This window comes from Advenella faeciporci (genome assembly GCF_014652395.1).
In the GTDB taxonomy this organism is placed as follows: Bacteria; Pseudomonadota; Gammaproteobacteria; order Burkholderiales; family Burkholderiaceae_B; genus Advenella; species Advenella faeciporci.
Map to the genome: position 1 here is coordinate 26,802 of NZ_BMYS01000022.1, position 21,273 is coordinate 48,074.

The window sequence follows — 21,273 nt, forward strand, 5'->3', positions numbered from 1 at the left end:
GATCCTTCCTGACAAGATTCTTTTCTTACTCTTCAAAAGCCTCTGTATCAATCTCGGCCAGTGTCGCCTTGGGATAACGATTACCGGCAATCGTATCCTGATTAATCAACTGCCCCGCTTTTTCAAGAATAACCGGATCAATTTCTAACGAAACCGCCTGAATATTTTCAAGCAAATGGACCAGACTGGTCGTACCGGGAATCGGGATCAACCGAGGGTCCTGTTCCAGTAGCCAAACCAGTGCCAATTGAGCCGGTGTGCATCCGGCCTGTTGTGCCAAGGCCGCATAATCTGCCAATACACGTAAATTTCTGGCATAGTTTTCAGTGCTGAAACGTGGCATATTAAGACGGATATCATTGGCAGGCAAAACTGAAACATCATGCAGTTTATTACCCAGGAACCCTCTGGCCAACGGGCTGAATGCCACTAAATTGGCTCCGATCTCACGGCAGGCCTGCAGTGCCCCCAACTCTGGGTTGCGTGACCATAATGAGTATTCATTTTGAACGGCCGTTACCGGATGTACCTGATGGGCCTTTTTAATGGTTTGTGCCGACACTTCCGATAAACCGATAAACCGGATTTTACCCTGGGCCACTAAATCGGCAAGCGCACCGACACTCTCTTCAATCGGCACGCTTTTATCCCAGCGATGCAAGTAATACAGGTCAATCACATCGGTTTGCAATCGCCTTAATGATTCATCACATTGACGCTTGATGGTTTCTGGCCGGCCGTCTATCACCCGTTTACCATTCACGCCACCCATACCGCATTTACTGGCCAGAAAAATCTGCTGTCGATAGGCATTAAGTACCGAACCGACCAAGGTTTCATTCTTGCCAAAACCATATAGCGTAGCGGTATCAAAATGGTTAATACCTGATTCAAGTGCCTTAAGCAATAAAGCCTTACCGTCTTCTTCGCTGGGTGGCATGCCATAGGCATGACTTAAATTCATGCATCCTAAACCAACCGGAAAAACCGGCTGCCCGCCAATACTACGCTGTGCTTTCATATCTATTCCTTTAATTAGCCGTCTCTTATTTATTCATTCTAAAGTGCCAATTGGTCTGGCACGGGCTGATTAAACATTTTGACGAGACGGGCAAGTTGTATATTCAGCCATTCCAAAGGCAACGCTGTCAGACCCAATAGGATTTGAATACCCCCCAGATCATATGAGCGCTTAGAAGCAGCATTGTTACCCTGAATCCTGTTTTAAAAACCTTTTCAGGCAAGTTGTCAAGCAGGCGTGTACCTATATAGGTTCCCACGACACCACTTGCAATCATGGCAATAAGCATGGGTGTCCATTGTGCAAACGCAAACCCCAGGGCACCAAACACCAGAATTTTAAGACCATGCTGAAGCACCATACATACCGAATGCGTTGCAACCAGCGTTTGTTTTGTATAACCTTTGGATGCAATTAATGCCGCCACCATCGGTCCTGCCGCCCCGACAATCATAGAGGCAAAACTGGTTAATGCGCCACCCACAATAAAATACGTTTTACTGATCGAAGAAGCCGGCTTGATTTTGCTGCCGAACACTGACCACAAAATAAATGCAGCCAATAATAATTTGGCGACCGCATCGGGAATATGCAATACAATCGGACCGCCTAAAGCAACACCAATAATACTGCCAATAAAAAACCATAATGCCAACGGCCAGACAATATACTTGAACTGAATAACCGTACGTCCTAAATTGGACCCCAACTGAACAATCGCATGCACCGGCAGTACACTGGCAACCGGCATGCCAGTACCCATAATAGCCAGCAAGGCAACACCACCGCCCAAGCCCATGGCTGCCGTCAAGGCCGAAGTAAAAAAACTGGCAAAAACAAGAAGAACGGCAAATGCCTTGCTTATATCATCAGGAAAAAAAAACCATTCAATCATATACTATTTTAACTCTTTGATTTAGATCGACACATAGCGGCACTTGCCCCTGCAATCGTGCGTCCGTAGCGGACATACTAAAAAAAACGGTTTATCCGAACAAGACAAACCGTTTTAAATTAGAAATAAATTACCGTATTATTCACATTGACATGAACACAATTAAGCAAAATTACAACGGATACTGCCTTGCTTCTGTCTGAATCGTAATCCAGCGCAGGTCGGTAAACTCGTTAATGGCACCTTTGCCACCAAAACGGCCATAACCGCTTTGCTTCACGCCACCAAATGGCATTTGCGCCTCATCATGGACTGTTGGCCCATTGATATGGCAAATGCCGCTTTCAATCTGCTTGGCTGTTTTCAACGCGCGGTTGATGTTCTGGCTGAATACAGCCGATGCCAGACCATAATCGCTATCGTTGGCAACAGCAATAGCCTCTTCGTCGGTCGCAAAGGTTTTAACGGTTGTGACCGGCCCGAATGACTCTTCTGAATACAGTCTCATTTCAGGTGTGACACCCACCACCAGCACGGGCTTCATTAAAGCACCTTGGGTTTCCAGCGGTACGGGCAGAACAGCCCCCTTGGCAACGGCATCTTCCACCATTCCTTTAATACGCCCGGCAGAACCTGCGCTTTCCAGATAACCCAAAGTATTGCTTGCGTCTTCGGGCGTACCGGTTTTAATCGTTTTGATTTTGGCGGTCAGTTTTTCAATGAAAGCATCGGCAATGGTATCCTGCACCAAGACACGTTCGGTAGACATGCAAATCTGGCCCTGATTGAAATAGGCGCCAAACGCAATAGCAGCTACCGCCTGGTCAAGATCGGCATCATCATACACAATAACAGGCGCTTTGCCACCCAGCTCAAGCAAAGCGGGTTTCAAGTACTTACCTGCTGTAGTAGCGATAATTTTACCCACCTTGGTAGAACCGGTAAAATTAATTCGTTTAACGGCCGGATGGGCAATTAACTGTTCCACAACGGCACCGGCATCTTCAGGAGCATTACTGATAACGTTTACCACCCCGTCACCCAGACCCGCATCGGTAAGCACTTTACCGATCAGCGCGTGGGTAGCCGGGCATAACTCTGATGATTTCAGAATAACCGTATTACCGCACGCCAGTGGCAATGCAATAGAGCGAGTAGCCAGAATAACCGGTGCATTCCATGGTGCGATACCAACGATTACACCACATGGAACACGGACAGCCATGGCCAGATTGCCAGGCACGTCGGAAGGAATGACTGACCCCTCGAGCTGAGTCGTCATTGCCGCTGCTTCACGCAGGATATTGGCTGACAGATGAACATTGAAATAATACCAGGAGTCTGTAGAACCGGTTTCCGTACGAACCGTTGATACAAACTCTTCAGCCCGCTGATCCATTAAATCAGCGGCCTTGAGCAAACGTTGACGACGCTCACTGGGACTCAAGGCAGACCAGACAGGGAATGCATTGGCGGCGGCTTCGATTGCTGCCTGTACATCAGCAGACTGGGCGGCAGCCGCAGTGGTAGCCACCTGATTGTTTACCGGGTTAATCCGGGTAAACGTTTTTTTGCCGGTTGCGTCCTGTAATTTGCCATTGATTAACAATTGTGCTGTATTCATTTATTTATCCTTTAGTCAACTACAGGTTGTTCTCAAGATCAATACCGCATTTTCCAGGAGCCAGAATATTGTTCGGGTCAAGGGCGCGTTTCAGGGTATGCTCAAGCCTGCGTTTGACGGGACCATAACTTTGTGCAACACGCTCCTGGAAGCGGGTATTTACACGATAAACGGCATAGCCTTCTTTTTCGAACTCATCAAGCAGTTCATTAAAGCAAGCGTCGGCACGTTTCATTTCGTCTGGGTCAGCACGATTGTATACAAGATCAATTACGTGGTGCATATCACGCCAGCCAACAATGAACTCACCCACGTAGTCAAGGCCGTGCTTGTTGATAATGGTTTTCGCCAGTGTTTTCTGTTTGTCACATTCGCTGCCACGAGCCTGGCTGACGGGTGCGAACCACATGGAACCACCACCTCCACGCCAGTTGTACAAACCAAATTCCTGCAGGTTGGGTACACCTGACATTAACTCGGCACGATATTTGAAAGGCTGGGTATTACCCGCTTCTTCCTGGGTAATCAATTTACCTTTGCCCAGTTTTTTCAGTGCATTGGTAACGATATTCCAGTTGGCATCAACCTGTTCCTGCGTACCGTACAAGGCAGCATAAACGTTCCAGGCACCCAGTTTTTTATCTTTCTGGATTTGTTTCAGGATAGCATCTGAGGTTGCCCCTGGCTCTGTTGTATATTGAACGCGGCGGGTATCGCAAGTGGCGGCTTCCCACAAAACATTGGCAATAACCACCGAGTTTGGAATAACCTGGTTAATACGCAGCGGACGAATGAACTCCACGATTTCAGAAATATCAGAATCTTCTTCAAACTGGATTTCGAAAGGCTTGAATACAGGCGGGCGTGGCATTAGCCAGATACCCATTTTTGTACAAATGCCGTAATTAGACTGGGTGAACATCCCATCGAGGGTAGGACCGTACCCCCACTTAAACACCTGCCATGCCTTATCGCCTTTAACGCCACCCATACCAGTACGGTATACATCACCGTTAGCCAGCACCACTTCCATGCCACACTGCATCATGAAGTGCTCACCGTAGGGTGTGTAGCCAACGCCACGATCGATCGTGTTACCCAATGGGCCTGCGATGGCTGAAGGAGCTGAAAAAGACAGCATTAAAGGAATATTGTTGTCTGCAAGGTAATCATACAGTTGCTGGTATGTGACGCCAGGCTCTACCAGGGCAGTACACAACTCAGGGTCAACGTGAATGATTTTATTCATTTTTTTCAGGTCAAGAATAACCTGGCCACGCATCACGGGTGCCGAACTACCATAACCGAAGTTTCGACCGGTAGAGACAGTCCAGACGGGAATTTTATGCTCATTACAAATTTTAACAACGCCCTGGATCTGCTCTACCGTTGTTGCCGTAACGGCTGCTGATGGTGCATGTGCGGTATTTTCAACCGACATCATGATTTTTTCGTAAGGAACCAGCTGTTCATGTTCTACCAGAACGTTTTCATCACCCAATAAGGCACGGAATTTTTGTACCGCTTTTTCAAATTCAGATAATTCAACGCCGCGAGGCAAAATCGAGTTTGTTTTTTCAGACATTTCTATTGTCTCCTTCAAGTCTCAATTGAGAATGAAACAAAATGGCCGCTGTCAGGCGACACAGAGTTATTTTTCAATGGCAATGCCGGCTCAGAAAAAAAGCCATTCGGGACAGCCAGTGAATAGCCCAACTCAGCCATCCACTGATGTGTGCCGGCCTGCCTGTTACCTGGCATTTGCAAGCTGATACCTGATGGTACATGCCTGTGCGTTTCATTAAGCATAAAAGCCTGGCCACACTGCTGTAAATTTTTTGCCAATTGAACAGTACAAGACCGGGTACTATCCACACTTGACACGCCATGAATAGACTGGTGTGTCTCAAGGGTATGGTGTCCAATCCATTTAACACTGGCGCCTGCACTGCGCGCCAAGTCAAGAATAATGACCGCACTGGCATCATCGGTCAAACCAAGAATATGCAGTTTTTTTTGTGATGACAGATGTTTGTTGAAGGCATTGACAAATGCCATCCCCGTGTCGGCTACCAACGTTTTTAATGATTTTCCTGACGCAGCAACACCATCAATAAAAGCCGAACTGGATAAAGCCTCATTAACCAAAACAAACAACTGCCGGTCTGAAGCAGAACCGGTTGCAGCCATAACGGTTTGCGAAATACCTGCTCCGACACCGGCAAAACCACCCAGCGCCATCCCTTTCAGAAGCATACGACGTTTTTCATTCATCACTGCCTCCTAGGGGTTTTTAGTGGCAACGGGTGCTGGCGCATTCTGAATATATTCCGCAAGCAGATCCAGCGTTTCATCGCTTATATATGAAGCCGGAAAGGCCGGCATGGCTAACCATCCTTGACGAACACGCATTTTGGTAAACACGGGTGGTAAGCCACGGCCTTTAATATCCGGGCCAACATTTAGGCCATTCGCATTAGCTTCATGGCAGTGCAAGCAAATTTTCTGATAAACAAATTCAGCGCTGTGCCTGATTGGTTCTTCAGCAGCCATTGCCTGGGCAGATACCGCAACAGCGGAAACAGCCAGGCAGGCTAAAGTCATTTTTTTAAATACGCTCATCAGTTTTAAACCATGCTGATATGATTTATGATGCGAAACGGTGTACTTGCCGTTTGTTGATGGCAATACTTCACACATGAACAGCTCCTCACTTTATTTAAGATGATTCATGACAAATCAAATTTCATACAAGAACTTGATTTCCTGTTTGATGCTGTCTCTGAAAACAAGGTTGCTTATACGCGTTTAGCAGTCACGCCAAGAAATATTTTTATTTATTTTCTTTTACATTTATTCATTACAAATAAAGCAACATGAGCAGACTGAATACCCTGTATTTAATTTTTAAGGTCAAAAAATTAATATAGATCAAACATCATAAACGTCGTATATGTTAACATTTCGTCTTATTTTTTCTTATCTAAATTCAATATATCTGTCATGCATAAAAAGTCTTTTTATAATAAAAAATGCCCCTGCTGGCATTTGGCAGGGGCATGAATAATATAATGCTTTATCAATCAGCCTAACTGTTTTTCAAGCGCAGCCAAGGTACGGTAACATTCAATAACAGATGCCACACTTGAATTAGGCTCACGGCCCTCAACAATAGCAGAAACAAACTCACGATCCTGCAATTCGATACCATTCATGGATACCGCCACCTGAGATACATCAACCGGCTCTTCTTTACCTGTTACCAGGTCATCATAACGGGCAATATACGTGCCGTTATCACAAATATAGCGGAAAAATGTACCAAAAGGACCATCATTGTTAAATGACAGTGACAGGGTACATACTGCGCCGCTATCCGTAAGCAACTGGATTGACATATCCATGGCAATACCCAGGGCTGGGTGTACGGGGCCCTGAACCATATTGGCCTTGACCACTTTTGAACCGGTCTGGTACTGGAACAGGTCAACGGTATGGGCAGCATGGTGCCATAACAAGTGGTCTGTCCATGAACGGGGCTGGCCCAGTGCATTGGTATTGGTACGGCGGAAAAAATAAGTTTGCACATCCATTTGCTGGATATTCAGTTCACCGGCCACAATCTTGTTGTGAATCCACTGATGACTCGGATTAAAGCGACGGGTATGCCCAACCATGGCTACCAGATTCTTCTCTTTTTGCAAACGCAACACTTCTTCAGCGTCAGCCAGATTGTCTGCCAGCGGGATTTCAACCTGTACATGCTTGCCGGCTTTAAGGCAGGCCAGCGTTTGTGAAGCATGCATCTGGGTTGGCGTACACAAAATAACAGCATCTACCCCGGCAGAGGCCAACACCTCATCCAGATTGTCTGAAACATTGGGAATACCGTATTTATCAGCCACTTCCTGGGCTTTTTCCTTGGTACTTGTCACAACATAGGTCACTTCGGCATTGGGAATGTTTTTCAGGCCGTCCAGATGCTTGATACCAAAAGCACCTGCGCCAACCAACGCGATTTTAACTTTTTGCATATTATCTCCGGGGATATATGGTTAAATTATTTCAGGCATTAACTATTAATAAAAACAGTTAATGCCTGTTAACAAGGTACTTGTATCAGTCTTTTGGATTTTCAAGAATTAAATGACCTACCGCTGTGTTTGAAGCGGGTACATGGAAGAAACGGTGCATCACATCAGGTGTTTTACCTTCGTCCATGGCACCCCTTGCTATCAGCCACATTACCAGTTCAATTCCTTCTGACCCGGCTTCACGCACATACTCAATATGTGAGACTTCAGACAAACCGGCAGGGTCATTAATCAGACGATCAAGGAATTTATTATCCCATTCCGCATTAATCAACCCCGCACGCGGCCCCTGCAATTGATGGCTCATGCCACCTGTACCCCAGATCTGTACGTTCAGGTCTTCACCATAAGATTCAACCGCACGCCGGATTGCCTTGCCCAGCTCGTAGCAACGTTTGCCTGATGGCACCGGGTACTGCACAACGTTAACGTGTAGCGGAATAACAGGACATGGCCATGCTTCGGGCTGGCCAAACATTAATGATAAAGGTACGGTCAGGCCGTGATCCACTTCCATTTTATTGCACAGGGTCAAATCAAAATCATCCTGAATGACCGAGTGCGCAATATGCGCCGCCAGGTCTGGATGACCTTGAACAGTTGGCACCGGACGTTTTCCCCAGCCTTCATCACTGGGTTCAAAGGACTCGCCGGTACCCAGCGCAAAGGTAGGAATCAACTCAAGACTGAAGTTATTGGCATGATCGTTATAAACCAGGAAAATCACATCCGGTTTGTTTTCCTTGATCCATTTTTTAGAAAACTCGTAACCGTCAAAGACTTTTTTCCAATACGGTTCTTCCGACTTACCTAAATCAAGTGCCGCACCGATGGCCGGCACATGAGACGTATAAACACTTGCAGTTATTTTTGCCATGTGATGTTTTCCTGATAATTATTTAGATTTCTCGTGCAAATACCGGTTACCTTCCGGTGAACGGCCACCTTTGAGCATCATCTCCCGGTACTCTTCTTCAGTCATACCGGTCATGCTGCCAGCCATTTGCTGGAATGAGAGTCCGTCGGTTGCACCAATTTTAGCCAGAAAATAAATATTACCGCCCAATTCCATACAGCGGTTCAGGTCACGTGACATCACAGCCTGTTTCTGCTCTTCGGTCATTGGCCATTCGTCAAGATAGGCCCGCTCATTAGCCTTGAAGCGCTCCCGGTTTTCCGCTTTCATCAGGGACATGCAAAACTGATTTAAATGATAGCCCTTACGGGATTGCTCTGAATCAAAAATAGTGGTTCCGGGAATATCCTTGTAAGGTTTTTCCAATGCCATATTTATTCTCCTTTTAACGTGACGCCGACTTCTTCGGGCCAGTATAAACGCATGGGATTGTCTACCAATATCTGTTGCTGTTCTTTTTCGGTAGATGCAATCTGCACAATATAATCAACCAGCAAACCATCATCAGGCATATGGTCTTTCAGGTTGGGGTGTGGCCAATCAGTACCAAACAGGACACGATCGGGAAATTTCTGCATTAAACGACGGGCGAATGGAACCACATCGGTATAGGCATTCTGTTCACCATCCAACGCTTTGGGGCCGGTTTTGCTTAAGCGCTCAGGGCAGGACAGTTTTGACCAGATGTTAGGATGTTCTTCCATTAACTTTACAAACAGGCTGAACTCTTCACCATCAACAGGCTTAGCCACATCGGGTCGCCCCATATGATCAACCACAACGGTAGTGGGCAGACCGGTAAAGAAGTCCCACAGTTCCGGCAAATCCTGTGCCTCAAAATACACCACAATGTGCCAGCCCAACGGGGCAATTTTATTGGCCACTTTCAGCAATTCTTCTTTTGGCGTGAAATCAACCAGGCGTTTCACAAAGTTGAAACGCACGCCACGTACGCCAGCCTTGTGCATGGCCTGCAATTCCTCTTCGGAAATATCGGAAGAAACGGTTGCCACACCACGGGCCAGACCGTTGGATGACTCCAACGCATCAACCAGGGCCCGATTGTCCTTGCCATGGCAGGTTGCCTGCACAATCACATTCCGGCTGAAGCCCAAATGGTCACGCAAAGCGAACAATTGCTCTTTGGAAGCATCGCAAGGCGTATATTTACGCTCGGGCGCATAGGGAAACTGCTCGCCGGGTCCAAACACATGGCAATGTGCATCTACCGCACCCGCTGGCAATACAACTTGCGGTTTACTCGGGTTGGCATAAAAAGGCAGCCAACCAGGTGTTACGTCAAATTTCATTATTATTTCAACCCAGCATTAATCAATATATTTCAAACCGGCTTTTTCAAGCGGTTCTCGCATTTTATACATATCCAGGCCCAACACGCCGGACGCCAGTTTTTCACGTTTTTCACCTTCGAAAGACTCGCGTTTTTCGGCTAGAGTGGCCACTTCTTCCGCTTTTTCACGTGGCACCACGACAATGCCATCGGTATCAGCAATAACCACATCACCCGGATTCACCAATGCTCCCGCACAAATAACCGGCACATTCACTGAGCCCAGCGTAGCCTTGATAGTACCTTTTGCATTGATGGCTTTACTGAATACGGGAAAGCCCATTTTTTCAAGCTCATCAACATCCCGAACACCCGCATCAATGATCAGCCCCTTGGCGCCACGCGCCTGAAATGAGGTTGCCAGCAAATCACCAAAAAAGCCGTCAGTGTTATCACTGGTGCAGGCGGCAACGGCCACATCACCAGGTTGCAACTGTTCGGCGGCAACGTGCATCATCCAGTTATCACCGGGATGAAGCAGAATTGTCACTGCCGTGCCGCAGATTTTTGCGCCTGGGTAAATTGGTCTCATATAGGTTTTCATTAGACCAATACGACCCATCGCCTCATGTACTGTTGCAACACCCAAAGCACCCAGTCTGGCAACAACGAGCGGATCGGCACGTTTAATATTACGTTTTACAACACCTAATTGATTTAAAGTGACATCCATTTTTATAACCCTTTAGCCTTTAATTTTTTATCCAAAAGCGGAAAAACCCGTCGTGTATTGGATTCATAAATCTGTTGCTTTTGCTGTGCATCCAGATTACTGTTTTCAATGTATTGTTTGGTATCATCAAAGTAAAATCCGGTGCGCGGATCAATATCACGAACCGCACCAATCATTTCAGAGGCAAACAGAATATTTTTATGCGGGATCACCTTAAGCAGCAAATCAATACCCGGCTGATGATAAACACATGTATCAAAGAAAATATTATTCAGGAAATCGCCTTCCAGGTCCGGTTTTTTAAGCATCATGGCAAGACCCCTGAAACGGCCCCAATGATAAGGAACCGCACCGCCTCCATGAGGAATTAAAAATCGCAGGGTTGGAAAATCTTTAAAAACATCACTGGCCAGACATTGCATAAACGCGGTTGTATCCGCATTCAAATAATGCGCTCCGGTCGTGTGAAAACACGGATTGCAACTGGTACTGACATGCACCATTGCCGGAATATCATATTCCACCATTTTTTCATAAATGGGATACCAATATTTGTCGCTTAATGGTGGTGCGGTCCAATGACCGCCTGAAGGATCCGGGTTTAAATTAATGCCTACATTACCATATTCATTCACGCAGCGCTCAAGCTCGGGGATGCACGTTTCAATAGGTACGCCCGGTGACTGCGGTAACATGGCAACCGGTACAAAACGATCCGGATAAAGTTGCGACACACGGAAACAAAGTTCATTACAAATGGCCGCCCAAGTGGATGACACCTGAAAATCACCAATATGGTGTGCCATAAAGCTGGCACGGGGTGAAAAAAGCGTTATATCGGAACCCCGTTCATTCATGAATTTCAATTGATTTTTTTCAAGTGACTCACGAATCTCATCATCACTGATGTGCAGTTCAGATACCTTGGGCATCAGGGCCGGATTGTTAATGGCAGCAATTTGCTTATTACGCCATGTTTCCAGCGCAGCCGGTGCTGTTGTATAATGACCATGGCAATCAATAATTAAACTCATACTAAACCTTTAAAAAAATTTACACCCTGTATTTACTGAAAAACGCTATCAGACGCGAGTTTCTTCGCCGTTTCTTTATAAATAAGCTGCTTGAGAAGCAAGCAGACAACTGTAATTAGTGCGGGCAAGGCCAACACATAAAAAATAGTATCAATGGTTAAGTTCATGGCAACTAATTGGGCAACCAGAAACGAGCCGGCAATGCCACCAAAACGACCAAGACCCAGCATCCACGAAACACCGGTAGTACGCCCTTGGGTTGGATAAAATTCGGCAGCCAGTGCTGGCAAAGAACTTTGGGCCGTATTCATCACAATACCGGCAAAAATAACTACGGAAATCAGGATGCCCATACCCAGATGAACCGTAAAACCAATGAACGCAACCGAGATGGCAGTTAATAAGCTTAAGAACGCAATCAGCTTGTTTGCATTAAAACGATCCATCAACCAGCCATTGAAAATAGCGCCTAAACCACCAATGGCAAACAAACCAGTCACGATTACGGCCGTACCTTGCGGCATATTAATTTCACGAAACAGAACCGGCATCCAGTTAATGACACCGTAAAAAATAACCAGCCCCATGAAATAGGAAATCCATAACAAAAAGGAGCCTGCTCGATAATGACTGGACAAGACAACCGAAATACCGCCTTTATTTTTATCCAGCGTTACTTTACTTTCAGTCATGACAAAATGATCAGCTTCTGCCGCTGCAGGATTAATTTTGATCAGGATTTTTTTAATGGATGCAGCAGAGCGATTTTTTGCCACCAAATAGCGCACAGATTCAGGCAAAATAAAAATCATCAGAATAACCAGAATTAATGGGCCAATGCCGCCGAAAAGCAGCGTAGAGCGCCAGCCGAAATTAGGAATCAGCCATGCTGCGATAAAACCGCCAATCGCAGCTCCCAAAGGGAATCCACAAAACATGGTGTTCACAATAGTTGCGCGCTTTTGCTCAGGACAGTATTCAGATAATAAAGTGACTGCATTGGGCATAGCCGCGCCCAAGCCCAAACCAGTCATAAAACGCAATATTTCAAGCTCAAGCAACGAGGTGGAAAACGCAGAAATTACCGTACCGATAGAAAAAATGGCCACGGCAACAATTAACACCACCTTGCGGCCAATCTTGTCTGCCAACGGACCAAATGAAATGGCACCAATCGCCAAACCCAGCAAAGCGGCGCTCAACACAGGCGCAAGATCTTTACGTTCTATACCCCACTCTTCTAATAAACTGGGGGCAATATAACCGATAACCGCCGTATCATAGCCATCAAAAAAAGCGACCAGAAAAGTAAACGCAAAGACCAGGAACTGGAATTTTGAAAAGCGGTTATGGTTAAAAAATGTTTGGACATTTATCGTTTTATCTATCATGTTTGTCTCGAAATAAAAAATCTGTATCATTATTGTTGGCTGTTCCGTGCCGTAAATATAGATTCATCTCCTCATTTCTTACTTAAATATGACATGACATAAACAGGCATAAACGACCAATATATATGCAACCCATTATCTTTATAAGCACGATGCTTAAAAAGCCCATAACTTATCTAATAGTTATATCAAAACCGCATAACTTGTTTTTCTTTACACTGCGATTGCTGGCACCACAAACAAACAAACCGGCCTTTTCAAAGCCGGTCATTGACAAATTACGCCTAAATTTTTATTTGATTAATGAACGTGCCACTAGTATTTCTCCTTGCATAATAGGCCTTGCCGTACGAAGCAATGCAGCACTTAATACTTGTGTTTTATCCTCAGGATTCAATGTCAGCTCAACTGAAAACTCGCCACTGGGATGTTCTATGGCCAGCAGTTTGCCATCGCTGCCAGCTTCATCAGCCAGCCCTTGGGCAACCGTATCAGGCAATACGCAGGCCGTTGCGACGGTAACCGCCGCCAGCACTCCAATCGCATCATGGCAAACATGTGGAATATAACAGCGGGTATGGATAGCACCACCATGCAATGGCTTATTCAATAAACACATTTTTGGGTAATTCTTATTGCTTACATCTCCCAGCCCCATTTTTTGGGCCGCCTTAAGCCGTAAATCCTCAATAATCGTTTTTAATTGCGTATCCTGGTTTAATTGAGCTACGGGTTCATAGGCAGTACGGCTAACATCCTGAGCACGAACCAGCACCATCGGCATGCCATTATCAATGCAAGTTGCCTGCAAACTGCCAATCCCTTCTATTTCAAAGGTATCAATCAAATTACCTGTCGGCAGTAATGAACCGCACACAGAACCGGCAACATCCAGAAAATTGATTTTCACGGGTGAACTGGTGCCTGGCACACCATCAATACGTGCATTGCCTTCATAGGTAATCTCACCGCCCGGTGTTTGCACCTCAATCTCACTGACCATATTTGTATTCAGCGTCAAAACCCTCACCTTGGTTACATCGCCTTGGGCGGCAATCAGTTTTCTCTCAAGTGCGAATGGAACTACTCCGGCCAGCATATTACCGCAGTTAGGCGTTGTATCAACGGTATCTTTTTCGGGTTGAAGCTGCGCAAACAGAAAGCTTAAGTCTGCCTGACCCGTCGTACATATATCCACAATACCTACTTTACTGGTCAACGAATGTGCACCACCAATACCGTCTATCTGCCGTTTGTCGGGAGAACCTAACGCAGCCAACAGCACTTTATCCCGTTGCACCGTATCTTTGGGTAAATCACCCGCATAAAAAAATGGCCCTTTTGAGGTACCGCCACGCATTAAAATACAAGGAATAGCATATTGACTGGGCATACATTCTCCAGATGTTATTATGATGATAATTGGGCTGTTTTATTAATGGTTTATTATTAGTGAGTAACACGCAATATCAAAGCCGCAATTCAGTCTATTAGATATGTCAAATAAGCATAGTTATGTGCGGGTAAGGACATAATGGAGATCAAGCAACTTAAATATTTTACTCATGTCGCTGAATTAGGCAGCTATACACGTGCCGCCGAAATTATTGATGTAGCGCAACCAGTCTTAAGCAGGCAAATCCGGCAGCTTGAAATTGAGTTACGTCAAAATTTGCTGATCCGGCATGGTCGCGGTGTCGTATTAACCGATGCCGGAAAAACCCTGCTCAAACACAGCCGCATTATTTTGCAACAGCTCGAACAAGCCCATGAAGACCTGAGCCTGTCTGACGGCAAACTTAGCGGACACGTATTTTTAGGGATGCCACCAACCCTGGTCAAGCTAATATCCGTCGATGTTGTCAAGGCTTTTAAACAGCATCTGCCCGATGCCAACCTGACTATTCTTGAAGCACTTACCGTTAATCTGGAAGAAAACATTCATCTTGGGCGAGTAGATATCGCCCTGCTTAACAATCCTACGGCTTCCCCACATATTGAAACCAAATTATTGGCCGAAGAAGAACTCTACTTGATTTGTCATGCCCAAGACCCGATAGCACAAAACAGAAGTTCTGTTTCATTGAAAGAACTGGCAAGTATCCCGCTAATCATGCCAAGCCCGCCCAATACTTTCCGTATGCTGCTGGAACAAGAAATGCTCAAAATAGATTTAAAGCCGCATATTGCATGGGAAATTGACAGCATCGGCATTATTATGAAACTGGTTGCTGAAGGCATGGGCAATGCCATTTTGTCGCGCTTCTCATTAACGCTTGTCAAACATGATGAGCTGTTTAAAGCCATACCCATTACGTCACCCACACTGGTCAACCGACTTTATCTGGGTGTTTCGGCAAAACAGATGCCAACACGTTTGCATCATAAAGTTATTAGTTTACTAACTGAAATATGCGCCCGGCATTTTCCACTGAATACTAACTGAAATATGCACCCGGCCTGTTCCACTGAAAAAGACAAGATGATTCATAAAGTGCATGCACGAGAGAAAATGTGATCAGTATCATGGTCAACACCGCCTCAGTTTGGCTGCCTTGAGCATCGCTTTATTGCAAACAGACAAAACGTCAAATAACCCCATCAGAAAGCAGAAACAATATATGCGTTTTATAAACACACCTTGAAGACCGCCGATTAGTCCTTCAAGATCGTGCCCATTACATTTGATCTGCCCCTCAAACGCATACAGCTGTCTTATTCTACCTCCTTCAAGGCGGAACGGGTCAAGGCCAGTCAACAACCCGGTATTTCACAAGCCGGCCTGGCCCTTTGGTTTAACCAACTGAAAATCGTATTTAACTTGAGGAACAAACCCATTAAAGCTGTTTTTTCATCATCTGGTCAGCGATATACTCTGCCTGCCGGATGGCCAAATTGCTGGAATGATTTCCACTCGTCCTGGATAAAGGTCTCTGTACTCTGCCGGGCGCCCGCCTCAAACAGCACCACCTTGATGCCCTTCTGGCATAGCTCGTTGGCCAGCGTTCCACCGCCGGCGCCCGAGCCGATAATGACCACTACACTGTCGTCTTTCTGATTGAATGTTGTCATGTCCTGTCTCCGCTATTCTTTATTTATAAGTCATCCGTGAAAAACCACTGCCTCAGGACGGAACAGGCGGGCTGGCATCCGCCGGCGGATCAGGCAGCCATTTCAGATCATCAAAGCCGTTAGCCAGATATCCCCCACGGGAAAATACCTCACCTTCATAACCAAAATGCTTATACGCCATATCGTTATCGTACAAAGACGTGATGCACTGGCCCCGTACCTTGCGGAAAAACGGATCACCCTCGTTTTCCATCGCCTTGAGCAAGTCGGTCTGCTTTTCTACAGGCAGCTTGGCAAACTCGCCACCTGCCGCTGCATTCAGCTTTTCCACACCCACTTTAACCAGTTCCGCACCGGCAGCATCCTGTGCCGATGCATCAATATCCTTGACCAGCAGGGCATACACCGCGTCAGGCAAACCCTTGTGCGGATACAGGGCCTTGCCCATTGCCAGGATGCTATCGGCCTGCAACTGGTTAAGATGCTTAAGCTCAAGCGCCCAGACTCTTGAAGGTGCCAGCGTTGCCAGGATAGACCCCGAGGCCAGCATGCCGGTCAGGATTGCCGAGCCTTTCAGGAAGCGGCGCCGGGTCAATGCGCCAGCCTGCCTGTGAACCGTAATGTTTGTTTCCATCGTCTTTCCTTTGTGAATGATTGGTTCCAGACTGAATCTGCCTGTTTTTTATTATTAATTGATTATCAACCCATCTGAAGCAAGCGGGTAATATCCACGTACTACAATCGTTCAAGGTTTTCCCTAAATACGCAGGGTGTTTTCAAGGGTTTTATCTGGCGACAGCCACTTTTTCGCGAACTTGTCTGGCAGGCAAGACCGGGGCTTTACCGGCCATCAGTTTCATTTCATTCAGGAACCGTTCTGCCTTGCCAGCAATATGCCGCACTGCCTGGTAACGCATGCAGGTTACGCGCAGGAAAGAAGTGAAATTGGTTGCCTCACCCCGATAGGCGTAGACCTCATCGTATAACTGGGCAATTAGCTGATTGGTGGTTACGCCATCATTCTCGGCCAGCGTTTCCCAGAACATGTTTTCAAGCCGGATACTGGTTACCACCCTGGCAATCCGGACAGAACGGCTGCGACTTTCATACATGATCGGGTCTGTCTGTGAATAAATGCTGCACATAGTTGTCTCCGTGATGAATAAAAGCTGCCTTATTGTTACTGTCTTTTGGCGGAATCAAGAATCCGATGGCAGGCTTTTGGCCGGTAGCAACCGGCCTTTTCATTATATCCAGACCAGGACTTATTGGTAATGTCCCCATTTTTTTAGCACTTCAATTTTGTAACCATCAGGATCCTGGACGAAAAAGAACTGGGCCAGCACCGTATCGCCATCCCTGAAGGTCTTGATCTCAAGGGGATTCAATCCCGCCGCGGTAAAACGGGCATGCTCCGCCTCAAGATCGTCCACGCATACAGCGACATGGCCATAGCCATCACCATGGGTGTAGGGTTCTTCACGGTCCTTGTTATAAGTCAGTTCAATTTCCATATCGTTTTCCGTGCCTCGCAAGTAGCACAGGGTAAAAGTGGGAAAATCCAGCTCATGGGAAGGCACCAGCCCAAAAGCGGTCTTGTAAAATGCCTTGGACGCCTCAAGATCCTTGCAACGGATCATAACGTGAATAATTTTTGCCATTTTCTAAACCTCTTAACATAATCAGACTGTTCAATTATGGCGTTTAATGGTCTGGATTCGGTAATAACCGGGTACTACACAAAAAAATGGCCGGCATATTAGCCAATATGCCGGCCATTACGTCAATACTGCCAATTAAAAAGCAGGAACAATTGAACCTTTATATTTTTCAGCGATAAATGCTTTCACGTCTTCGCTTTGCAGTGCTTTCATCAGCTTGCCAATTTCGTCTGATTTTTCTTTTTCAGGAATGGTGGCCACCAGGTTGGCATAAGGCGATTCGGCATTTTCAATAAACAGTGCATCAGCAGTCGGATTCAGGCCCGCTTCCAGTGCATAGTTGGTATTGATCAGGGCAATGTCCACGTCTTCCAGCACACGGGGTAAGGTGGCTGCTTCCAGTTCCTTGAACTTCAGGTTTTTGGGGTTCTCAACAATATCACGTGAAGTGGCCAGCAAGTTGGCGGGGTCTTTCAGTTTGATCAAATCCTGCTGCTGCAGCAGCAACAAGGCACGTGCACCATTGGAAGGATCGTTGGGAATGGCAACCAGGGCACCGTCTTTGAGATCGCTGGTGGCCTTGATTTTTTTAGAGTAGGCACCGAAAGGCTCTACGTGAACCAGGCCAACGGATACAAGATTGGTACCCTTCTCTTTATTGAAGGTGTCCAGATAGGGTTTGTGCTGAAAAAAATTGGCATCCAGCTGTTTGTCGGCAACCTGCTGGTTCGGCTGAACGTAATCGGTAAAAACCTTGATTTCAAGATCAATACCTTCCTTGGCCAATGCCGGTTTGATATGCTCCAGAATTTCGGCATGCGGAACCGGGGTTGCCGCAATACTCAGTTTTTCATTGGCAGCAGAATTAAGCCCCACCACACTTGATGCCAATACCAGACCTGCCAGGATTTTTTTTAGTTGCATAAGATACTCCAATACTATTTTCTGTTAAATTTAACTACCAATCGATCGCCCAGCATCTGAACCAGCTGAACCATCACTATCAAAACAACCACCGTTACAATCATGACCTCGGACTGGTAACGTTGGTACCCAAAACGAATGGCCACGTCACCCAGCCCACCACCACCAATCACACCAGACATGGCGGAATAACCAATCAGCGTAATCGCGGTGACCACAATAGCGCTAATGATACCGGTTGTCGCCTCGGGCAATAAGGCCCACATGACCGTTTGCCTTGAATTGGCACCCATAGCGTTGCAGGCCTCATTAATGCCTGGATCTATTTCACGCAAAACATTTTCAACCAGCCGGGCAAAAAACGGTGCTGCACCAACCACCAATGGCGGAATCGCGCCACTCACCCCCAGGGCACTACCCATAATAAAACGGGTAAACGGTATCAGCACAATCAGCAGGATTAAAAATGGCACCGAGCGCAGTACATTCACAACCAGGGACAACACCTGGTACAACACCTTGTTTTCAAGCAACTGGCGTTCGCTGCTTAAATAAAGGTAAACACCCAGTGGCAGGCCAATCGCAACCGTCCATAACAATGACCATCCAGTCATCAGCAGGGTATCAATAGTGGCTTCACCAATCAATGGCCAATCGACTCTATCCCAGTTCATGGTTTCAATACCTCATACTCAACATCCTGTCCTTTGAAAAAAGCTGCCAAAGGCGCGTATTGTTTTTCTTCACTGTCCACCGCCAGCACCAGTTGGCCATACGGCGTATCCTTGATTTTGCCAACCGCACCCTGCAGAATGCTCAGGTTTACATTCAACTCACGGCTGACCTGGCTTAACAGGGGCTGGGCCGTTGCGATACCCCGGTAGGTAAGGCGGATAATGCGCCCCTGGACACCCCCCACCAGCTCCCGCCAGCTGTTGGCATCAACCCCACTTTCCGAGAGCAAGGCCGTCGTTGTTTCATGTTGCGGATGCAGAAAAACATCCAGCACCTCACCCATTTCAGCAATTTTTCCGCCATCGATAATGGCCACCTGATCACAAATGGAACGGATGACATCCATACCATGGGTAATCAGGACAATCGTAATACCCAGACGTTTATTGATATCGGCCAGCAATCCCAGTATGGACTGCGTCGTTTCAGGATCCAGGGCACTGGTTGCTTCATCGCATAGCAACAGTTCCGGCTTGTTGGCCAGCGCCCTGGCGATGCCCACCCTTTGCTGTTGGCCACCCGACAATTGACGGGGATATTTGTGTATATGGTCAGTCAAGCCCACCAGGCTCAACAACTCAATAGCCCTGTCATGCCGTTCTTTTTTGGGCATGCCGGCAAGTCGCAAGGGAAAGCAGACATTATCCAGCACGGTTCGGGAAGTCAGCAGATTAAAGTGCTGAAACACCATGCCGATTTTCTGGCGTACTTTTCTTAGTTCGGCTTCTGAAATGGCGGTAATATCCCTCTCATTGATAAACACCCTGCCCTGCGTCGGTTTTTCAAGTAAATTCAGCATTCGGATAAGCGTGCTTTTACCGGCCCCGGAGCGGCCGATAATACCAAAAATCTTGCCCTTTTCAATTTGCAGATCGATGCCCGACAAAGCATGAAGGGTTTTATCTTTTGTTGTGTAGGTTTTATGAATATTCTCTAAGCGGATCAACGCATTTCTCAATAATGTACGTTCTTGTGAGTGCTATTTTATATGACCATTCAATATTTGTTTTTATTTGCTTATTTTTTATGGTTATAAAAACACCCATTCAACACGATAAATTAATCACAGGCATTACTCGCCACCGGATCCGATAATATAACGGTTTTCAGGCATCATGTTAATCATTTCGCCGTCAACGACAGGTGTATTTCAGGCACTGTAAGCTGAAAGAAGAGACAAAAAAAATACCGCGCCACAGGCACGGTATTTTTTGATATCTTACTGATGGTGGGTGCTACAGGGGTCGAACCTGTGACCTACGCCTTGTAAGGGCGCCGCTCTACCAACTGAGCTAAGCACCCATCTAGTAAACTTTGTTCGCTACGAAAGCGAGTATTTTATTGCAATGCGATTTCTACGTCAACACCTGCAGGCAAGTCCAGTCGCATTAATGCATCAACTGTTTTGTCTGTTGGATCTACAATATCCATCAAGCGTTGATGAGTGCGAATCTCGAACTGGTCACGGGAAGTTTTGTTCACGTGTGGAGAACGCAGTACGTCATAACGTTTGATACGTGTTGGCAGTGGAACTGGGCCACGTACAACCGCGCCAGTGCGCTTGGCTGTATCAACAATTTCAGCTGCAGATTGATCGATCAGTTTGTAGTCGAAAGCTTTCAAACGGATACGGATTTTTTGGTTTTTCATTGTATTTCCCAAAGAACAATATAAAGAACAAATTGCCTTGCCCACAGGACAAGGCAACTGAGCATTGTAGCATTAATTACTTAATACCACACGCGAGATAATGCATTACGCAGCGATTTTAGCAACAACACCGGCGCCAACAGTACGGCCGCCTTCACGAATCGCAAAACGCAGACCTTCTTCCATCGCGATCGGTGCAATCAGCTCAACGTCCATAGAGACGTTATCGCCT

23 protein-coding genes, 1 tRNA gene and 1 pseudogene are annotated in these 21,273 nt (G+C 46.4%); 1 reads left to right on the forward strand and 24 read right to left on the reverse strand.

From position 1 onward, the window contains the following. Nucleotides 1-25: 25 nt before the first annotated feature. From IE074_RS12925 to IE074_RS12990, 14 genes are all read right to left on the reverse strand, one after another. Complete coding sequence (locus IE074_RS12925) at nucleotides 26-1,021, reverse strand: aldo/keto reductase (RefSeq protein ID WP_189385870.1); 996 nt, start codon at nucleotides 1,019-1,021, stop codon at nucleotides 26-28. Between the two features lie 127 nt (nucleotides 1,022-1,148). Continuing rightward, nucleotides 1,149-1,916: a sulfite exporter TauE/SafE family protein gene (locus IE074_RS12930; protein WP_189385871.1), complete on the reverse strand. Its 768-nt coding sequence runs from the start codon at nucleotides 1,914-1,916 to the stop codon at nucleotides 1,149-1,151. A 172-nt stretch (nucleotides 1,917-2,088) separates the two neighbouring features. Next, on the reverse strand, nucleotides 2,089-3,540 hold the full coding sequence (locus tag IE074_RS12935) for an aldehyde dehydrogenase (RefSeq protein ID WP_189385872.1): 1,452 nt from the start codon (nucleotides 3,538-3,540) through the stop codon (nucleotides 2,089-2,091). Nucleotides 3,541-3,559: 19 nt separating this feature from the next. Next, nucleotides 3,560-5,125, reverse strand: coding sequence for an FAD-binding oxidoreductase (locus IE074_RS12940; protein ID WP_189385873.1), 1,566 nt, complete (start codon nucleotides 5,123-5,125; stop codon nucleotides 3,560-3,562). Between the two features lie 14 nt (nucleotides 5,126-5,139). After that, nucleotides 5,140-5,814, reverse strand: a complete 675-nt coding sequence (locus IE074_RS12945) for a hypothetical protein (protein WP_189385874.1) — start codon at nucleotides 5,812-5,814, stop codon at nucleotides 5,140-5,142. Between the two features lie 9 nt (nucleotides 5,815-5,823). Continuing rightward, nucleotides 5,824-6,162, reverse strand: a complete 339-nt coding sequence (locus IE074_RS12950; RefSeq protein WP_229794024.1) for a c-type cytochrome — start codon at nucleotides 6,160-6,162, stop codon at nucleotides 5,824-5,826. 461 nt (nucleotides 6,163-6,623) lie between these two features. Continuing rightward, a complete protein-coding gene (locus tag IE074_RS12955) occupies nucleotides 6,624-7,574 on the reverse strand; it encodes a Gfo/Idh/MocA family oxidoreductase (protein WP_189385875.1) in 951 nt (316 codons plus the stop codon). Between the two features lie 85 nt (nucleotides 7,575-7,659). Beyond that, a complete protein-coding gene (locus tag IE074_RS12960; RefSeq protein ID WP_189385876.1) occupies nucleotides 7,660-8,511 on the reverse strand; it encodes a class III extradiol dioxygenase subunit beta in 852 nt (283 codons plus the stop codon). Nucleotides 8,512-8,529: 18 nt separating this feature from the next. Further along, nucleotides 8,530-8,922 carry a protocatechuate 4,5-dioxygenase subunit alpha gene (gene ligA, locus IE074_RS12965; protein ID WP_189385877.1) on the reverse strand — a complete coding sequence of 131 codons (393 nt, stop codon included), beginning with the start codon at nucleotides 8,920-8,922 and terminating at the stop codon, nucleotides 8,530-8,532. Nucleotides 8,923-8,924: 2 nt separating this feature from the next. Beyond that, a complete protein-coding gene (locus IE074_RS12970; protein ID WP_189385878.1) occupies nucleotides 8,925-9,860 on the reverse strand; it encodes an amidohydrolase family protein in 936 nt (311 codons plus the stop codon). An 18-nt stretch (nucleotides 9,861-9,878) separates the two neighbouring features. Continuing rightward, the gene (gene ligK / locus IE074_RS12975) at nucleotides 9,879-10,574 is read right to left on the reverse strand and encodes a 4-carboxy-4-hydroxy-2-oxoadipate aldolase/oxaloacetate decarboxylase (RefSeq protein ID WP_189385879.1); all 696 of its coding nucleotides are present in this window, start codon (nucleotides 10,572-10,574) and stop codon (nucleotides 9,879-9,881) included. Between the two features lie 2 nt (nucleotides 10,575-10,576). Beyond that, complete coding sequence (locus tag IE074_RS12980; RefSeq protein ID WP_189385880.1) at nucleotides 10,577-11,608, reverse strand: amidohydrolase family protein; 1,032 nt, start codon at nucleotides 11,606-11,608, stop codon at nucleotides 10,577-10,579. Between the two features lie 32 nt (nucleotides 11,609-11,640). Continuing rightward, the gene (locus tag IE074_RS12985) at nucleotides 11,641-12,999 is read right to left on the reverse strand and encodes an MFS transporter (protein ID WP_189385881.1); all 1,359 of its coding nucleotides are present in this window, start codon (nucleotides 12,997-12,999) and stop codon (nucleotides 11,641-11,643) included. A 292-nt stretch (nucleotides 13,000-13,291) separates the two neighbouring features. Next, on the reverse strand, nucleotides 13,292-14,392 hold the full coding sequence (locus IE074_RS12990; RefSeq protein ID WP_189385882.1) for a 4-oxalomesaconate tautomerase: 1,101 nt from the start codon (nucleotides 14,390-14,392) through the stop codon (nucleotides 13,292-13,294). Nucleotides 14,393-14,533: 141 nt separating this feature from the next. On the opposite strand from IE074_RS12990, the gene IE074_RS12995 reads away from it, so the two are divergent. After that, nucleotides 14,534-15,445, forward strand: a complete 912-nt coding sequence (locus tag IE074_RS12995; protein ID WP_189385883.1) for a LysR family transcriptional regulator — start codon at nucleotides 14,534-14,536, stop codon at nucleotides 15,443-15,445. A gap of 449 nt (nucleotides 15,446-15,894) precedes the next feature. On the opposite strand, the pseudogene IE074_RS13000 reads toward IE074_RS12995, so the two are convergent. The 10 genes and pseudogenes from IE074_RS13000 to IE074_RS13045 form a co-directional block, all read right to left on the reverse strand. Next, a pseudogene (locus IE074_RS13000) lies at nucleotides 15,895-16,071 on the reverse strand (NAD(P)-binding protein); the annotation flags it as partial. Nucleotides 16,072-16,123: 52 nt separating this feature from the next. After that, a complete protein-coding gene (locus IE074_RS13005; protein WP_189385884.1) occupies nucleotides 16,124-16,705 on the reverse strand; it encodes a twin-arginine translocation signal domain-containing protein in 582 nt (193 codons plus the stop codon). 151 nt (nucleotides 16,706-16,856) lie between these two features. Beyond that, nucleotides 16,857-17,216 carry a ribbon-helix-helix domain-containing protein gene (locus tag IE074_RS13010; RefSeq protein ID WP_189385885.1) on the reverse strand — a complete coding sequence of 120 codons (360 nt, stop codon included), beginning with the start codon at nucleotides 17,214-17,216 and terminating at the stop codon, nucleotides 16,857-16,859. A gap of 120 nt (nucleotides 17,217-17,336) precedes the next feature. Next, nucleotides 17,337-17,732 carry a VOC family protein gene (locus IE074_RS13015; protein ID WP_189385886.1) on the reverse strand — a complete coding sequence of 132 codons (396 nt, stop codon included), beginning with the start codon at nucleotides 17,730-17,732 and terminating at the stop codon, nucleotides 17,337-17,339. 135 nt (nucleotides 17,733-17,867) lie between these two features. After that, nucleotides 17,868-18,656, reverse strand: coding sequence for a MetQ/NlpA family ABC transporter substrate-binding protein (locus IE074_RS13020; protein ID WP_189385887.1), 789 nt, complete (start codon nucleotides 18,654-18,656; stop codon nucleotides 17,868-17,870). A 14-nt stretch (nucleotides 18,657-18,670) separates the two neighbouring features. After that, on the reverse strand, nucleotides 18,671-19,330 hold the full coding sequence (locus IE074_RS13025) for a methionine ABC transporter permease (RefSeq protein ID WP_189385888.1): 660 nt from the start codon (nucleotides 19,328-19,330) through the stop codon (nucleotides 18,671-18,673). Further along, nucleotides 19,327-20,337 (reverse strand): methionine ABC transporter ATP-binding protein, encoded by a 1,011-nt coding sequence (locus tag IE074_RS13030; RefSeq protein ID WP_189385889.1) that lies wholly within the window; start codon nucleotides 20,335-20,337, stop codon nucleotides 19,327-19,329. The genes IE074_RS13025 and IE074_RS13030 overlap by 4 nt, the downstream gene beginning before the upstream one ends. A 280-nt stretch (nucleotides 20,338-20,617) precedes the next feature. Beyond that, a tRNA-Val gene (locus tag IE074_RS13035) sits at nucleotides 20,618-20,693 on the reverse strand. Between the two features lie 36 nt (nucleotides 20,694-20,729). After that, nucleotides 20,730-21,041: a 30S ribosomal protein S10 gene (gene rpsJ, locus IE074_RS13040; RefSeq protein WP_014752595.1), complete on the reverse strand. Its 312-nt coding sequence runs from the start codon at nucleotides 21,039-21,041 to the stop codon at nucleotides 20,730-20,732. Between the two features lie 105 nt (nucleotides 21,042-21,146). After that, nucleotides 21,147-21,273: EF-Tu C-terminal domain-related protein (locus IE074_RS13045; protein ID WP_505600511.1), on the reverse strand; the 127-nt coding region annotated here is incomplete at its 5' end.

Coding starts and splice junctions, on each gene's coding strand:
- IE074_RS12980 (WP_189385880.1), bottom strand. CDS start 11,608: ATGAGTTTAATTATTGATTGCCATGGTCATTATACAACAGCACCGGCT.
- ligA (WP_189385877.1), bottom strand. CDS start 8,922: ATGGCATTGGAAAAACCTTACAAGGATATTCCCGGAACCACTATTTTT.
- IE074_RS12985 (WP_189385881.1), bottom strand. CDS start 12,999: ATGATAGATAAAACGATAAATGTCCAAACATTTTTTAACCATAACCGC.
- IE074_RS13015 (WP_189385886.1), bottom strand. CDS start 17,732: ATGGCAAAAATTATTCACGTTATGATCCGTTGCAAGGATCTTGAGGCG.
- IE074_RS12930 (WP_189385871.1), bottom strand. CDS start 1,916: ATGATTGAATGGTTTTTTTTTCCTGATGATATAAGCAAGGCATTTGCC.
- IE074_RS13020 (WP_189385887.1), bottom strand. CDS start 18,656: ATGCAACTAAAAAAAATCCTGGCAGGTCTGGTATTGGCATCAAGTGTG.
- IE074_RS12960 (WP_189385876.1), bottom strand. CDS start 8,511: ATGGCAAAAATAACTGCAAGTGTTTATACGTCTCATGTGCCGGCCATC.
- IE074_RS12935 (WP_189385872.1), bottom strand. CDS start 3,540: ATGAATACAGCACAATTGTTAATCAATGGCAAATTACAGGACGCAACC.
- IE074_RS12995 (WP_189385883.1), top strand. CDS start 14,534: ATGGAGATCAAGCAACTTAAATATTTTACTCATGTCGCTGAATTAGGC.
- IE074_RS12950 (WP_229794024.1), bottom strand. CDS start 6,162: ATGAGCGTATTTAAAAAAATGACTTTAGCCTGCCTGGCTGTTTCCGCT.
- IE074_RS12940 (WP_189385873.1), bottom strand. CDS start 5,125: ATGTCTGAAAAAACAAACTCGATTTTGCCTCGCGGCGTTGAATTATCT.
- IE074_RS12945 (WP_189385874.1), bottom strand. CDS start 5,814: ATGAATGAAAAACGTCGTATGCTTCTGAAAGGGATGGCGCTGGGTGGT.
- IE074_RS13010 (WP_189385885.1), bottom strand. CDS start 17,216: ATGTGCAGCATTTATTCACAGACAGACCCGATCATGTATGAAAGTCGC.
- IE074_RS13005 (WP_189385884.1), bottom strand. CDS start 16,705: ATGGAAACAAACATTACGGTTCACAGGCAGGCTGGCGCATTGACCCGG.
- IE074_RS12990 (WP_189385882.1), bottom strand. CDS start 14,392: ATGCCCAGTCAATATGCTATTCCTTGTATTTTAATGCGTGGCGGTACC.
- rpsJ (WP_014752595.1), bottom strand. CDS start 21,041: ATGAAAAACCAAAAAATCCGTATCCGTTTGAAAGCTTTCGACTACAAA.
- IE074_RS12955 (WP_189385875.1), bottom strand. CDS start 7,574: ATGCAAAAAGTTAAAATCGCGTTGGTTGGCGCAGGTGCTTTTGGTATC.
- IE074_RS13025 (WP_189385888.1), bottom strand. CDS start 19,330: ATGAACTGGGATAGAGTCGATTGGCCATTGATTGGTGAAGCCACTATT.
- IE074_RS12970 (WP_189385878.1), bottom strand. CDS start 9,860: ATGAAATTTGACGTAACACCTGGTTGGCTGCCTTTTTATGCCAACCCG.
- IE074_RS12925 (WP_189385870.1), bottom strand. CDS start 1,021: ATGAAAGCACAGCGTAGTATTGGCGGGCAGCCGGTTTTTCCGGTTGGT.
- ligK (WP_189385879.1), bottom strand. CDS start 10,574: ATGGATGTCACTTTAAATCAATTAGGTGTTGTAAAACGTAATATTAAA.